Annotated in this window: 16 protein-coding genes; 13 read left to right on the top strand and 3 right to left on the bottom strand. The window is 27.9% G+C overall.

What is annotated here, in order from left to right; all coding sequences use genetic code 11:
• Nucleotides 1-20: 20 nt before the first annotated feature.
• Nucleotides 21-407, bottom strand: a complete 387-nt coding sequence (locus J3359_RS02040; RefSeq protein WP_208079093.1) for a Fur family transcriptional regulator — start codon at nucleotides 405-407, stop codon at nucleotides 21-23.
• 84 nt (nucleotides 408-491) lie between these two features.
• Between J3359_RS02040 and J3359_RS02035 the strand changes: the two genes are divergently transcribed.
• From J3359_RS02035 to J3359_RS02005, 7 genes are all read left to right on the top strand, one after another.
• On the top strand, nucleotides 492-887 hold the full coding sequence (locus J3359_RS02035; protein ID WP_208079092.1) for a MerC domain-containing protein: 396 nt from the start codon (nucleotides 492-494) through the stop codon (nucleotides 885-887).
• A gap of 73 nt (nucleotides 888-960) precedes the next feature.
• A complete protein-coding gene (locus tag J3359_RS02030; protein WP_208079091.1) occupies nucleotides 961-1686 on the top strand; it encodes a class I SAM-dependent DNA methyltransferase in 726 nt (241 codons plus the stop codon).
• Complete coding sequence (locus J3359_RS02025) at nucleotides 1687-2364, top strand: ZIP family metal transporter (RefSeq protein WP_208079090.1); 678 nt, start codon at nucleotides 1687-1689, stop codon at nucleotides 2362-2364.
• 107 nt (nucleotides 2365-2471) lie between these two features.
• Nucleotides 2472-2918, top strand: a complete 447-nt coding sequence (locus J3359_RS02020; RefSeq protein ID WP_208079089.1) for a hypothetical protein — start codon at nucleotides 2472-2474, stop codon at nucleotides 2916-2918.
• An 87-nt stretch (nucleotides 2919-3005) separates the two neighbouring features.
• The gene (locus J3359_RS02015; protein WP_208079088.1) at nucleotides 3006-3494 is read left to right on the top strand and encodes a hypothetical protein; all 489 of its coding nucleotides are present in this window, start codon (nucleotides 3006-3008) and stop codon (nucleotides 3492-3494) included.
• Nucleotides 3495-3524: 30 nt separating this feature from the next.
• The gene (locus J3359_RS02010) at nucleotides 3525-5291 is read left to right on the top strand and encodes a tetratricopeptide repeat-containing sensor histidine kinase (RefSeq protein ID WP_208079087.1); all 1767 of its coding nucleotides are present in this window, start codon (nucleotides 3525-3527) and stop codon (nucleotides 5289-5291) included.
• A 62-nt stretch (nucleotides 5292-5353) separates the two neighbouring features.
• Nucleotides 5354-5995 carry a response regulator gene (locus J3359_RS02005; protein ID WP_208079086.1) on the top strand — a complete coding sequence of 214 codons (642 nt, stop codon included), beginning with the start codon at nucleotides 5354-5356 and terminating at the stop codon, nucleotides 5993-5995.
• Here the strand turns inward: J3359_RS02005 and J3359_RS02000 are convergent.
• Entirely contained in the window at nucleotides 5992-8175 is a 2184-nt protein-coding gene (locus J3359_RS02000; protein ID WP_208079085.1) for an ATP-dependent DNA helicase RecQ, read from the bottom strand. The two genes, J3359_RS02005 and J3359_RS02000, sit on opposite strands and share 4 nt — an antisense overlap.
• A 150-nt stretch (nucleotides 8176-8325) precedes the next feature.
• Between J3359_RS02000 and J3359_RS01995 the strand changes: the two genes are divergently transcribed.
• The 4 genes from J3359_RS01995 to lptB all read left to right on the top strand — a co-directional run bounded on the left by J3359_RS01995 (nucleotide 8326) and on the right by lptB (nucleotide 11461).
• The gene (locus J3359_RS01995) at nucleotides 8326-9294 is read left to right on the top strand and encodes a KpsF/GutQ family sugar-phosphate isomerase (RefSeq protein WP_208079084.1); all 969 of its coding nucleotides are present in this window, start codon (nucleotides 8326-8328) and stop codon (nucleotides 9292-9294) included.
• A complete protein-coding gene (gene tatC, locus J3359_RS01990; protein WP_208079083.1) occupies nucleotides 9294-10121 on the top strand; it encodes a twin-arginine translocase subunit TatC in 828 nt (275 codons plus the stop codon). The genes J3359_RS01995 and tatC overlap by 1 nt, the downstream gene beginning before the upstream one ends.
• Nucleotides 10096-10437 carry a carboxymuconolactone decarboxylase family protein gene (locus tag J3359_RS01985; protein ID WP_208079082.1) on the top strand — a complete coding sequence of 114 codons (342 nt, stop codon included), beginning with the start codon at nucleotides 10096-10098 and terminating at the stop codon, nucleotides 10435-10437. Before tatC ends, J3359_RS01985 begins: the two co-directional genes overlap by 26 nt.
• Nucleotides 10438-10717: 280 nt before the next feature.
• The gene (gene lptB / locus J3359_RS01980) at nucleotides 10718-11461 is read left to right on the top strand and encodes an LPS export ABC transporter ATP-binding protein (protein WP_208079081.1); all 744 of its coding nucleotides are present in this window, start codon (nucleotides 10718-10720) and stop codon (nucleotides 11459-11461) included.
• Nucleotides 11462-11587: 126 nt separating this feature from the next.
• Here lptB and J3359_RS01975 read toward each other — a convergent pair whose 3' ends face one another.
• Complete coding sequence (locus J3359_RS01975; RefSeq protein WP_208079080.1) at nucleotides 11588-12337, bottom strand: CDP-alcohol phosphatidyltransferase family protein; 750 nt, start codon at nucleotides 12335-12337, stop codon at nucleotides 11588-11590.
• 105 nt (nucleotides 12338-12442) lie between these two features.
• Between J3359_RS01975 and J3359_RS01970 the strand changes: the two genes are divergently transcribed.
• Complete coding sequence (locus tag J3359_RS01970) at nucleotides 12443-13426, top strand: YheT family hydrolase (protein ID WP_208079079.1); 984 nt, start codon at nucleotides 12443-12445, stop codon at nucleotides 13424-13426.
• 69 nt (nucleotides 13427-13495) lie between these two features.
• Entirely contained in the window at nucleotides 13496-14566 is a 1071-nt protein-coding gene (locus J3359_RS01965; RefSeq protein ID WP_208079078.1) for a putative type IX sorting system protein PorV2, read from the top strand.
• The last annotated feature ends 2 nt before the right edge of the window (nucleotides 14567-14568 follow it).

The following is a 14568-nucleotide window of genomic DNA, read 5'->3' as shown; positions in this document are numbered from 1 at the left end:
AAGAAAAGGAAATAAAATAACTAGTTTTTTAATTTACAAAAATTGCATTCGCCCTCTAAAAACACACGAATATTATTTACTTTATATTTTGGAATCTCTGGAATTGAAATTGCAACATCTAAACAGTATATTTTATTACAAATAGTACATTGCAAATGAGGGTGATTATCTGTATGTATAGATTTAGAACAACTTGTACATTTTGCATATTGCTTTACACCATCTTTTCCTAATATAGTATGTAAAACACCATCGTCTTCTAGTTTATCTAAAATGCGGTAAATTGTAGATTTATTTATTTTAGATTTAAATTTCTTTACCAATTGAACAGTAGAAATGGCAGAAGAACTTTTATGAAACTCTCCTAATAGTAAATTAAGTGAATGTGTTTTTCTTACAATACCCATAGTTACAAATTTATAACAACTAAATTGCATTAACAAATAATATATACATATATTTGCAACTTAGTCGCGTTAATTAAAAAATCAATGAATTTAATTACTAATAAATCTGATACTTTAGGTATTATTGCCAGTGTTTTATGTTTTATACACTGTTTGTTAACTCCTTTATTGTTTATAACACATATAGGTAATTTTGGTATCCATAGCAACAAACCATTTTGGTGGAGTAATTTAGATTTTCTTTTTTTAGCAATCGGTTTTTTTGCAGTATTACGTTCTAGTAAAGTTAGCACAAAGAAATTTATAAAAGTACTTTTATGGAGTTTTTGGACATTGTTATTTTTGCTTGTAGTTAATGAAAAAAACGAAATTCTTCATCTTCCTGAAATTATTATGTATCTTGTTACAATAACTTTAGTAATTTTGCACGTTTATAATTTAAAATACTGCACTTGTAAAAAAGATAGTTGTTGTGTTTAAAATCGTAAATAATTAAGATTGCTTAATTAGTTTTTGAAACTAACTTCGATCTAAACTCAAACAAAATTACATTTTGAAAACAAAAGATTGGTTTACAGATTGGTTTAATACCCCATATTATCATATTTTATATAAAAACAGAGATAATTCTGATGCTCAATTATTTATGAAAAATATTACTGAGTTTTTAGAGTTACCAAAATCGACACATATTTTAGATTTGCCCTGTGGTAAAGGGCGTCATTCTGTGTTTTTAAATACTTTAGGTTATAAAGTTACTGGTGGAGACCTGTCTAAAAATAGCATCGAATTCGCCAAAAAATTCGAAAACGAAACACTTAGTTTTAAAGCACATGATATGCGCAAAGCTTTCAACAATACATACGATGCTATTTTTAATTTGTTTACCAGTTTTGGTTATTTTGAAGATGATTCTGAAGATATTTTAATTCTTAAAAATATAAAAAACGGCTTAAATGAAAATGGTTATTTTGTCTTCGATTTTTTAAATGCGGATAAAGTAAAGGCAAATTTAGTAACGGAAGAAACTAAAATTGTAGATAATATTACCTTCAACATAAAAAGAGAAATTACAAATGGTTTTATTGTAAAAATTATTTCTTTTTTTGCTGATGGAAAAAATCATTCTTATATAGAACGTGTAAAGTTTTTAGATTTAGAGAAAATGACTTCGTATTTTGAAAAAGTTGGTTTTACAATTAAAAACGTTTTTGGAGATTATAATTTAAATAATTTCGATTCTAAAACTTCCAATCGATTAATTTTAGTAGCAAAATAAATGAGTTATATTCTTTTAATTTTATCTGTTTTATTAGGTGCTATTTTGGTTTTTATTATAAAACCAAGTACTAAAATAGTTCGTTTATTATTGGCCTTTAGTGGCTCGTATCTACTTTCTGTTACTGTTTTACACTTATTACCAGATGTTTACACGATTAACTCTGATGCTACAATAGTTGGGGTTTTTATCTTAATAGGAATTATTTTACAATCTGTTTTAGAATCGTTTTCTAAAGGAGCAGAACATGGGCATATTCATATGCACACAGATGGAAAAAAGTTTCCAACGCTACTTTTTGTAAGCTTATGTTTACATGCTTTTTCGGAAGGTTTGCCAATACATTATGCAGATGATAATTTATTATGGGCAATTATTGTTCATAAAATACCCATCGCAATTGTATTAACTACTTTTTTATTACATACCAATTATCCTAAGAAAACCATTTTTCTATTTTTAACTTTCTTTGCATTTATGAGTCCTTTAGGAATTCTTTTGGGCGATAAAATTCCATTTTTTACAATCTATACAACTGAAATTACAGCTTTAATTATTGGTGTTTTCTTACATATTTCTACCATTATACTTTTTGAAAGCACTGAAAATCATAAATTTAACTTACAGAAATTTATTGCGATTCTTTTAGGAGTACTTCTTACTATTTTTACTTTATAGTTTTTTACTTACATTTAAGGAAGGAAATATACCTAATTGTAGGTATAGACGCATTCTAAATATATTGGATATTTGGTGCAATTATAAATCAACCCAAAATAAAATAAATGAAAAAATTAGAGTACAAACTAAGAGAGTTAAAACTAAGTAACAGTGTTACAAACTTCTCCGTTAGCTTTGGTGTAAATAGACCTTATGTGAGAATTGTAAAAAATGGTGATACCAAAATTGCCAAAGTATTACTAATTTTAGATAATAATACAACCATTAATAATATAGAAACTCTTAAAGAAAATGGTGATAAAAATCCTTTCACAAATAAAGCTAACATCCATTTTATTGTAAATATAAATCTAAAATTTACAGATCATGAAAGTGCTGGTTTTAAAATTGTAGAAGTAGAAATTAAAAACGAAGATATTTTAGAAGAACATTTTAATGATATAAATTCTTTTATGATAGTTTCTTGTAGTAATAACAAAAATATATTAGGTACAATGACGATTGCTAGTTATCAAAATGGTGGTAGTTTTGATCCACCACCACTTCATTAAAATAATATGAAATTCTGTAATTATTTATATTATACTATTTTAGTAATATAAACTTAATTGCAATATATAAAATTTAAAAATAAAATAATGAAAATAAAAATTAGCGATTTAAAAATACTTAACTTTCAAAACGACAGCATGTTATTTAAAATTGAAAACGATTTACTACATAAACCTTTTGTAAGAGTTGTTAAAGAAGAAGATAAAGATTTAAAAATTTTGCGTGTCTCTTTTTTATCTAATTCTTCTTGTAGTATTTTAGAACAAGAATGCTTTATAACTAGAAATGGTAGAAATTTTTATGCAAATATAAAAATACATCAAGCTAACAAAACAAATACCGAATCTCAAATACAACTTGTACAATTTAATATTAAAGAGAGCCGTAATAAATATTTAAGTTTGTTTTTTAAAAAAATAGTATTTAGTAGAATTTTTAACGTTTCTAGATATTTAGAGATTATTATTGATGACCAAAATGTTGCAAAATCTCTTAAACGAAAAAATACAATGAAAATTTCTAACGATAGAAATGGTGGTAGTTTTGACCCACCACCACTCCACGGATATAATTAAAATAAATTATTTTATATTAGTATAAAAAAAATGATAAATAATATACTCGTATCTTTTTTTTGCTTTATATTATTTATTTCTAATTTTCAATCTAGTTATAATGTTAAGGATAATAAATTTACCTCTTTAAACACACTAATAGAAAATAATGATTTAGATAATTGTTATATACTGTTAGAAAAATTAGGGAAATTAAAATTAAGTAAACTTGAAACTAGCAAACTACAATCTTATTATGGTTATTATTATAGAAAAACACATGATTTTGATAAATCCGTAAAATATTATTTAAATGCATTAAAAGTTCTCAAAGAAAATAATATTAAATCTTATAGAGATGAATTTAATATTTTTAAAGGTTTAGCTCTTTTAAATTCTGAGATATCTGATGATAAGCAATGTTTATTTTATTTAAAGAAAAGTTTAGAAAGCGCTTTATTATTACAAGACTCATTGTGCATTTCAATAGCTCATAATAATTTAGGTGTTTTTTTTGATAAAAAAAATATTGGACAAACAAGTATTTTACATTACAAAAAATCGATAAAATATGGTTATATAGATAAGGCTTTAATCTACCAAAATATTGGATCGTCTTATATAACTTTAAATAAATTAGATTCTGCCAAATACTATTTAAATTTATCAAAAAAGATACCTAACAACAATTATTTACCATTAATTTATCTAAATTTATCTCGTGTTGAAAAGAAAAAAGAAAAATTTGATAACGAAATCTTTTTTTTACTTAAAGCAAAAAAAGAACTTCGTAATAGCCAAATATTAAACGAAAATCATTTAAAAGTTTATAATGCCTTATATATTTGGTATCAAAATAAAAAAGATTACAAAAAAGCTTTAAAATACAAAACTACATATCAAAACCTAAGAGATTCAATTACAAAAATTGAATTAAAAAAAAATATTAATCAACTTAATATTAAATATCAAACAGCAGAAAAAGACAAACAAATTTTAGAAACCGAAGCCAAAAGAATTAAAAACAGAAATTTCCTAATAGGTTCTCTACTTTTCATATTATTTGCAGGAACAATAGGAATATTATCACTTAAAAATTCCAAAAGAAAAAGAAAATTTGCAGAACAAGAAAAAGAGCTCGAAACTCAAAAAAACCTTACGCTTTTAAAAGAACAAGAACTAAATACCATAAATGCAATGGTAGATGGTCAAGAAAAAGAACGCAAAAGAATTGCAGAAGATTTGCATGACAATTTAGGGTCTGTTTTAGCCACTTTAAAATTACATTTCGAGAATCTTCAAATGAATAAGGAAAAGAAGAAAATTAACCAAGAAGAATTATTTAATAAAACAGAAAACTTAATAGATGAAGCCTATTTAAAAGTAAGAAGTATTGCACATGCAAAAAATGCAGGCGTTATTGCAAACCAAGGTTTGTTATCTGCAGTAGAAATAATGGCAGAAAAAATATCTTCTGCAGATAAAATTAATATAGATGTAATACATTTTGGGCTAAATAAACGTTTAGAAAACAGTTTAGAAATTACTGTTTTTAGAATCATTCAAGAATTAATTACAAATATTATAAAGCATGCAGAAGCTACAAATGCAACCATAAATATTAGTGCTTATGATAAAAACCTAAATATTATTGTAGAAGATAATGGAAAAGGATTTAACATAAAAAAAGTAAATTTGAAAGACGGAATGGGAATTGGATCTATTAAAACAAGAATAGAACATTTAAAAGGAACTTTCGAAATAGATAGCACTATTGGCAAAGGAAGTTCTGTTATTATAGATATTCCTATTGAATAAGAATCCTTACTTATAGGTATTTAAAACTTAAATTAAACCTTTATTTTTACGAAAACATTTCTATGATAACAATAATTATGGCAGAAGATCATCAAATGTTAATTGATGGCGTAAAATCTTTTTTTGAATATGATGATGATATCAATATTATTGGCACTGTAAATAATGGGGAAGATTTGGTAAAAATTGTTTCTCTAAAACAACCCAAAATGGTAATTACAGATATTCGAATGCCAAAAATGGATGGAATTCAGGCTACTAAAATCATTAAAAATAAATTTCCTCATATACATATTTTAGCGATGACGATGTTCGATCAGCCAGATGCAATTAAACAAATGCTAAATGCTGGTGCAACTGGCTATATTTTAAAAAATTCTGGAATAAAAATGTTATCGAAAGCTATTGTTTCTGTTTCTAATGGCGAAACTTTTTTCGACCCAAATGTAGCCTTTAATTTTATGAATAGCTATATCGACGATAATGTAACTGTTGGTAAGACAGATAAAGTTGTTTTATCAAACAGAGAAAAAGAAATTTTGCAGTTAATTGCAAATGGCAAAACGTCTAAAGAAATAGCAACAGAATTATTTTTAGCAAAAACAACCATAGACACACATCGCAAAAATATGATTCGTAAACTAAACTTATCTTCTGGAAACGAACTTATTAAGTATGCTGTTGATAAAAAATATCAATTTTAATTTCCTACTTCATTTATAAATTTAATTCGCATTAAACGCAGTTCTTCTTCATCATAATCACCATCAAACTCATCTAAAGCCTCTTGAATGCTGTCGGATTCTGCTTCCATAAAATATTCGTGAATTTCTTCTTGTTGATCTTCATCCAATAAATCGTCCAAAGCATAATCGATATTTAATTTGGTTCCAGAATATATAATTGCTTCCATTTCTTTAATCAAATCGTTCATTTCCTTTCCTTTCGACTTTGCAATGTCTTCTAAAGGTAATTTTCTATCGGTATTCTGAATGATGTAAAGTTTCATTCCTGAATTTACACCTGTACTTTTTACAATTAAATCGTCTGGTCTTAAAATATCGTTTTCGTCTACATAAGTTTCAATTAACTTAACGAATTCTTTACCAAATTTTCTTGCTTTACCTTCTCCAACTCCATGAACCTTAGATAATTCTTCTAGAGTTATTGGGTATTTTAAAGCCATATCTTCTAAAGACGGATCTTGGAAAATGGCAAAAGGTGGCACGCCTGTTTTCGAAGCTACTTTTTTTCTTAAATCTTTTAATATTTTAATTAGTTTTTCGTCTGCAGCGACTCCAGAAGATTTTGCATTGGTAATTATTGTGTTGTCATTTTCTGCAGAATAAGAGTGGTCCTCTGTCATCATAAAAGAAGTTGGGTTGTCCAAAAACTCCTCACCAGCTTTTTCTAATTTTATTACTCCATATTGTTCTATTTCCTTACGAATAAAATTCACCACCAAAATTTGACGAATTAACGCCATCCAATAAGCAGCAGATTTGTCTTTTCCAATACCGAAAAATGGTTGCAAATGTGTTTTATGAGAAGTTAATAAAGCATTTTCTTTTCCAATAATTGTATTTACAACTTCTTTGGCTTTGTATTTTTGAAGCGTATCTCTAACCACAGATAATATTTTTACAACATCGTCTTTGGCTTCGTGTTTTTTCTTTGGATTTCTAGAATTATCGTCCATATCTGCTCCTTCTCCGTTAATTTCGTCGAACTCTTCTCCAAAATAATGTAACAAATATTTACGCCTGTTCATAGAAGTTTCTGCATAACCAACAACTTCTTGTAGCAAAGCATGACCTATTTCCTGCTCTGCAACAGGTTTACTCGCCATAAATTTTTCTAATTTTTCAATATCTTTATAAGCATAAAAAGCCAAACAATATCCTTCTCCATCATCTCTTCCTGCTCTTCCTGTTTCTTGGTAGTAGCTTTCTAAACTTTTAGGAATGTCGTGATGAATTACATAACGTACATCTGGTTTGTCAATTCCCATTCCAAATGCAATGGTTGCAACTACAACATCGCAATCTTCCATTAAAAACATGTCTTGGTGTTTTACTCTTGTTTTCGCATCTAAACCTGCATGATATGGAACTGCATTAATACCATTTACTTGTAAAATTTGTGCAATTTCTTCTACTTTTTTTCTACTTAAACAATAAATAATACCAGATTTACCCATTCTTTGTTTTACAAAACGGATAATGTCTTTTTCTATATCTGATGTTTTTGGACGCACTTCATAAAACAAATTTGCTCTATTAAAAGACGCTTTAAATCTATTTGCATCTGTAATACCCAACGTTTTTAAAATATCTTCTTGTACTTTTTCTGTGGCAGTTGCAGTTAAACAAATAACAGGAACGTTGTCTATTGCTTTAATAATATGACGTAAATTTCTGTATTCTGGTCTAAAATCATGCCCCCATTCCGAAATACAATGTGCTTCGTCAATCGCAACAAAAGATATTTTTTGCGTACGCAAAAATGTAACATATTCTTCTTTTATTAACGATTCTGGTGCAACATATAGTAATTTTGTAATACCATTTGCAATATCTTCTTTTACCTGAGCAACTTCACTTTTATTTAAAGAAGAGTTTAAAACGTGCGCAACACCATTATTTTCGGAAATTCCTCTTATAGCATCTACCTGGTTTTTCATCAATGCAATTAAAGGAGAAACTACAATGGCTGTTCCCTCTTTCATTAATGCTGGTAACTGATAACATAAAGATTTACCACCACCAGTAGGCATGATAACAAATGTGTTTTGATTGTTTGCAATACTAGTTATAACTTGTTCTTGTAAACCTTTAAATTTACTAAAACCAAAAAACTTTTTTAAAGGACTATGTAAATCCATTCTATATAAAAATCAATTATTTGTTAAACATTTAAAAACAAAAATACAAATGAATATTCTATTTGATGTGACTAAATTTTATAGTAAATTTGCCTTGTTTTCTTTACCTAAAGATATAACTTTTTTTTATTCTGATAAAATACATTACACTTGAAAAATTCGAAACCTATAATTTCCATTGCCAAAGAGACTATTTTAACTGAAAGTAAAGCTATTGCTAATTTAACAAACTTATTAGATATTAATTTTGAAACTGCTGTTAATTTTATATTAAATTCAAACGGAAGAGTAATTGTAACCGGAATTGGAAAAAGCGCCAACATTGCAACTAAAATTGTGGCAACTTTCAATTCTACAGGAACACCTGCCATTTTTATGCACGCTGCAGATGCCATTCATGGAGATTTAGGAAATGTACAAGAAAACGATATAGTTATTTGTATTTCTAAAAGTGGAAATACACCAGAAATAAAAGTGTTAGTTCCGTTAATTAAAAATTATGGAAATAAAATAATCGCAATTACAGGAAATGTAGATTCCTTTTTAGGAAAAAATGCAGATTTCCCTTTAAATACCTTTGTAGAAAAAGAAGCCTGCCCCAATAATTTGGCACCAACCACAAGTACCACTGCTCAATTAGTTATGGGAGATGCTTTAGCGGTTTGTTTGCAAGAATTAAGAGGATTTTCTAGCAAAGATTTTGCAAAATATCATCCAGGTGGTGCCTTAGGAAAGCGCTTATATTTAAGAGTATCAGATTTAATTAAAAATAATGAAATTCCTAAAGTAACTATTAACGATACTGTTGTAAAAGTAATCATAGAAATTTCTGAAAAACGTTTGGGAGTAACTGCTGTTTTAAATGCTGATGAGTTAGTAGGAATTATTACAGATGGAGATATTCGAAGAATGTTAACAAAAACAACAAATTTTAGCAATTTAACCGCAAAAGATATTATGGGTTCGAACCCAAAAACAGTACACCAAGATGCAATGGCTATTGAAGCTTTAGAAAAGTTAGAAAACAATAGCATTACTCAAATTTTAGTAGTAAACGATACAAATAACTATGTAGGTGTTGTACATTTACACGATTTAATTAAAGAAGGAATTTTCTAATGGCAGAAAAACAAAAAGAGATGTCTTTTCTAGGTCATCTAGAAGAATTAAGATGGCATTTAGTAAGAAGTGCAGCTGCAATATTTATTATTGCAATCTTGTTATTTGTGTTTCAAAAACAAGTTTATGAATATTTTCTATTAGCACATAGAAAACCAGATTTTGTAACCTATCAATTTTTCTGTGATTTCTTTAATATGTTTGGGATGGACAGTACTTTTTGTAATGTAAAATTTAAAGATAATTTAATAAGTTTAAAACCTACACAGCAATTAATGAATGCCATTTGGTCCTCATTAATATTAGGTATTATTTTATCTTTTCCTTATTTATTATGGGAAATTTGGCGTTTTGTATCTCCTGGCTTAACCCAAAACGAAGTTAAAAGATCTAAAGGATTTATTTTTATAGCTTCCTTATTATTTTTTCTAGGAATCGCTTTCAGTTTTTATGTAATTGCTCCAATTTCAATCCATTTCTTATACAATTATCAAATTACAGATTTAATTCAGAATAATTTTACGATGGATTCTCATATTGGACTCGTAACCAATATGTTATTAGGAGTTGCAATTCTTTTTGAACTGCCTGTTTTAATCTACTTTTTAACAAAAATAGGTTTGGTAACTCCAGAATTTTTAAAGAAGTACAGAAAACATGCTTTGGTTGTCGTGCTTATTTTAGCGGCAATTATTACGCCTCCAGATATTGCTAGTCAAGTTATTGTAGCAATTCCAATACTTATTTTATATGAAATAAGTATTAAAGTTTCGAAAATGGTGATTAAAAAACAACAAAAAGATGCACAAAAAAGTCCAAGAGTTTAATGACTATCGCTCTAAAATGAACGATAAGATTTTAGCGAGTGATAATAAAGTTATAAAAAGAATTTTTAATTTAGATACAAACGCATTCCAAGAAGGACATTTACCAGTAAAAACCAAAGAACTTTTAGGTTTGGTAGCTTCTGCAGTTTTAAGATGTGACGATTGTGTACAATACCATTTAGAAGCAGCGAAAAAAAACGGTGTTTCTACTGAAGAAATGATGGAAACCATGTCTATAGCCAATTTAATTGGTGGTACAATTGTCATACCACATTTGCGAAAAGCTGTTGAATATTGGGAAGCACTTGAGGAGTAATTTTTTTAGTTTTCAATTGCAATCTCAGTTTTTAGTTACAACAAAATAGTTTTAGGTTTCAAGCTAAAAAGTCTTAAGACATCATGCGTCGTTTAGCGAAGCGATTATTTATCTTTTTAATTGATATAAAAAACATTTATAATAGTTTTTACAAACAACTACAATCGTTTATTAGTTGCATATTGAAATTGTTTGGGAATCTTTTAATATTTTTATATCGTAATATTAAATACATTTACACAATTAAAGAATTTCAACAGTTACACATTTTTGAAAAAATATGATTTTAAAAGCAGATAACATTCAAAAAATTTATGGAAGTAGAAAAGTGGTTAAAGGAATTTCTTTGGAAGTTCAACAAGGAGAAATTATTGGATTGTTAGGTCCAAATGGTGCTGGAAAAACAACTTCTTTTTACATGATTGTTGGAATGGTAAAGCCAAATGCGGGTCATATTTATTTGAATGATGAAGAAATAACTGAAGATGCTATGTACAAACGTGCACAAAAAGGAATTGGTTATTTGGCACAAGAAGCATCCGTTTTTAGAAAATTATCTGTAGAAGATAATATTATGTCTGTCTTACAATTTACAGGGTTGTCTAAAAAAGAACAAAAAATAAAACTCGAATCTTTAATAGAAGAGTTTAATATTGGGCATGTTCGAAAAAACAGAGGAGATTTATTATCTGGTGGAGAACGACGAAGAACAGAAATTGCTCGTTGTTTGGCTTCTGACCCGAATTTTATTTTGTTAGACGAACCTTTTGCTGGTGTAGACCCTATTGCTGTGGAAGATATACAAAGTATTGTAGCACAATTAAAAAATAAAAATATTGGTATTTTAATAACCGACCACGATGTACAAGCAACTTTGGCAATTACAGATAAAACCTATTTAATGTATAATGGAGGAATTTTAAAAGAAGGAACTCCAGAAGAATTGGCAGCAAACGAAATGGTTCGTAAAGTTTATTTAGGAAAAGATTTCGAATTGAAAAAGAGCCGTTTTTTTAATAACTAGATTAGTTACTTTTTAAATATTAAGACCTATTTTCTAATAAAAACGAATCCAAAAAAACCAACTCCTTATTTATAAAAATCTTAAAACTCCTCGAAATTTTTTGCGCCAATAAAGCTTCTAACCGATTTAAACTGTGGCTTTTTTTCCATAATTATTTATTACAGATAAAATCACGTAAAGTGTTATAATTAAAGGAATTGACAAATATTGAAGTGTAATAATCATCACTAAAGAAATCAATAAAAACAAATACTTTATTATATTATTTTTAAATGAATACTCTTTAAATTTTAATGAAAATAGAGGAATTTCAGCATTCATTAAATACGTTAATAACAATGTAATTACAATTAAAAAATAGTTGTTAGAAATTAAATTTTGAACAAAGTCAATATCAGTATTTGCTTGAATTAAAGGCAAAGAAATTACAAACAAACTCATTGCTGGTGTTGGCAAACCTATAAAAGATTCCGATTGTCTTGTATCTATATTGAATTTTGCGAGTCTGTAACAAGCTCCAAGCGTTAAAATTAATCCAATAAGCTGAATTGGAACGAACTTAAAACCAGTCCAAATTATAGTAGCAGTCTCCTCTTTATGGAATTCAAAATATTCACTTGGCGATAATAAACCAAACATTATAATTCCAGGCACAACCCCACTTGTAACCATATCTGCTAAAGAATCTAACTGTTTTCCTAATTCTCCAGAAACGTTTAATAAACGTGCAGCAAATCCATCAAAAAAATCGAAAAAAATACCAATTACAACTAATAATCCAGCCAAACCAAAATTACCTTCAACTGCAAAAATAGTTGCAAGAACTCCACAAAAAAGATTACCAAGTGTTAATAAATTAGGAATGTGTTTTTTCATCTTTAATTTTTATTGAAGAGCTAAAATAAGAAATCCTATTTTGGTAGTTTTCTAATTTTGTATTTTTTTATGTACATTTAAAAAATCAACAACAAAATTACGCTAATGCCAGTATTTAATTCGGACTTCTCTCCTACTTTACCCTTTAAAAATGGTCATTTCAACACGATGTACAGACCACTTTTTATGAAAGATGTTTGTAGCTACAAAAGAAAAAGAATTACAACTTGGGATAACGATTTTATAGACTTAGATTTCTCTATTGTGGGTTCTAAAACCTTGGTTTTATTAATTCACGGTTTAGAAGGAAGCTCTGAATCTAAATATATGGCATCGAACTCCAACTACCTAAACTCTAAAGGAATAGATACTGTTTGTTTTAATTTAAGAGGTTGTAGTGGAGAAGATAATTTGTTGTTAGCCACCTATCACAGTGGAAAAACAGAAGATGTAAAATTTGTAGTTGAATACTTGTTAGAAAGTTACAATTATAAAAATATTGTGTTAGTTGGTTTTAGTTTGGGTGGCAATTTAACGTTGAAATATTTAGGAGAAAACAATACAAATTTACCTTCAGAAATTAAGGGTGGAATCGCCACTTCTGTTCCTGTTGATATTGCTTCTGCAGAAATAGAAATGGAAAAATTAAAGAATAAATTATATATGGAAATGTTCTTTAAAACTATGAAAAACAAATTGTTAGAGAAAGCTCATAAATTTCCAGAATATCAATTAGACAAAGACAAATTGTTTAAAGCTACAAAGTTTAAACATTTAGAATATTTATATACAGTACCTGTTTTTGGTTTTAAAAATCCGCAAGATTATTGGAAAAAAGCGAGTTCAAAGCCCTATTTATCTAAAATAGATAGACCAACATTATTAATAAATGCAAAAGACGATACTTTTTTATCATTAGATTGTTACCCCAGAAAAGAAGCGTTAAAATCGGATAAATTTTATTTAGAAATTCCAAAATACGGAGGTCATGTGGGTTTTATGAGTTCTTTTAATGCTTCTGAAAACATATGGTTAGAAAAGCGAATTGGTAGATTTATAGAAGAAAACATTCATATAAAACTCTCCTAAACAATATCTTTACAAAACAACTGTTATTTTAATAGTATTTCAGATATTTGTGAAACTAAAATAGCACTTTTGAAAAATAGAATTTTACTCTTTTTCTTACTGATTACCTCGTTTTTAAATGCACAAGCATTTAGAAATTATTCCAACGAATTTTTAAATATTGGTGTAGATGCTGCTGCTTTGGGCATGAGTAAATCTGTAGTTGCAAGCACAAACAATGTAAATGCAATTTACTGGAATCCCGCTGGTTTGATTGGTATACAAGATTATCAGGGTTCTTTAATGCATGCGTCTTATTTTGCAGGAATTGCAAATTACAATCATGCTGCTTTTGCTATGCCCATTGATAAAGAAAGTACAATTGGAATTTCTTTAATTCGTTTTGGAGTAGATGATATTTTAAACACAACAGAGTTAATTGACAGTGAAGGAAATATCGATTATAACAGAATTAGCCTTTTTTCTGCTGCAGATTATGCTTTTAACATTGCCTATGCTCGAAATTTAATTTTTAAAGATGTAAAATTTGGAGTGAATGCTAAAATTGTACGAAGAATTATTGGTGAATTTGCCAGTTCTTGGGGGTTTGGTTTTGATGCTGGAATACAGTTTGAAAGAAACAATTGGCATTTTGGGGTAATGGTTAGAGATATTACAACAACTTTTAATAGTTGGGCAATTAACGAGGAAAAATACAATAAAATTAAGGATGCAATTCCTGGAGAGAACCAAGAATTACCCCAATCTACAGAAATTACAAAACCAAAATTACAAGTTGGTGTTGCTAGACAATGGAGAATTGGGCGTTTTTTTAATTTATTATCGGAAGTAGATTTGAATGTTCGTTTTGCGAAAACAAATGATATTTTTTCTTCGAAATATGCGAGTATAGATCCTGCTGCTGGTTTTCAATTAGATTACGACAAACTTGTTTATTTACGAGCAGGAGTTGGAAACTTCCAATATATTACTCAGTTTGATAATTCGAAATCTTTGTCTTTACAGCCTAATTTTGGTGTGGGTTTTAACTATCGAGGAATTCAGGTAGATTACGCACTTACAAATATTGGTAGTGTTGGAAATGCATTGTATTCAAATATTTTCTCAATTACTTTCGATTACAACTTTTTAAGACCTTAATT

This window comes from Polaribacter cellanae (assembly GCF_017569185.1).
In the GTDB taxonomy this organism is placed as follows: Bacteria; Bacteroidota; Bacteroidia; order Flavobacteriales; family Flavobacteriaceae; genus Polaribacter; species Polaribacter cellanae.
Note: the sequence above shows the minus strand (reverse complement) of the source record. Positions and strands in the feature narration are given on the sequence as shown.

Coding starts and splice junctions, on each gene's coding strand:
- J3359_RS02040 (WP_208079093.1), bottom strand. CDS start 407: ATGGGTATTGTAAGAAAAACACATTCACTTAATTTACTATTAGGAGAG.
- J3359_RS02035 (WP_208079092.1), top strand. CDS start 492: ATGAATTTAATTACTAATAAATCTGATACTTTAGGTATTATTGCCAGT.
- J3359_RS02025 (WP_208079090.1), top strand. CDS start 1,687: ATGAGTTATATTCTTTTAATTTTATCTGTTTTATTAGGTGCTATTTTG.
- J3359_RS02020 (WP_208079089.1), top strand. CDS start 2,472: ATGAAAAAATTAGAGTACAAACTAAGAGAGTTAAAACTAAGTAACAGT.
- J3359_RS02015 (WP_208079088.1), top strand. CDS start 3,006: ATGAAAATAAAAATTAGCGATTTAAAAATACTTAACTTTCAAAACGAC.
- J3359_RS02010 (WP_208079087.1), top strand. CDS start 3,525: ATGATAAATAATATACTCGTATCTTTTTTTTGCTTTATATTATTTATT.
- J3359_RS02005 (WP_208079086.1), top strand. CDS start 5,354: ATGATAACAATAATTATGGCAGAAGATCATCAAATGTTAATTGATGGC.
- J3359_RS02000 (WP_208079085.1), bottom strand. CDS start 8,175: ATGGATTTACATAGTCCTTTAAAAAAGTTTTTTGGTTTTAGTAAATTT.
- tatC (WP_208079083.1), top strand. CDS start 9,294: ATGGCAGAAAAACAAAAAGAGATGTCTTTTCTAGGTCATCTAGAAGAA.
- J3359_RS01985 (WP_208079082.1), top strand. CDS start 10,096: ATGCACAAAAAAGTCCAAGAGTTTAATGACTATCGCTCTAAAATGAAC.
- lptB (WP_208079081.1), top strand. CDS start 10,718: ATGATTTTAAAAGCAGATAACATTCAAAAAATTTATGGAAGTAGAAAA.
- J3359_RS01975 (WP_208079080.1), bottom strand. CDS start 12,337: ATGAAAAAACACATTCCTAATTTATTAACACTTGGTAATCTTTTTTGT.
- J3359_RS01970 (WP_208079079.1), top strand. CDS start 12,443: ATGCCAGTATTTAATTCGGACTTCTCTCCTACTTTACCCTTTAAAAAT.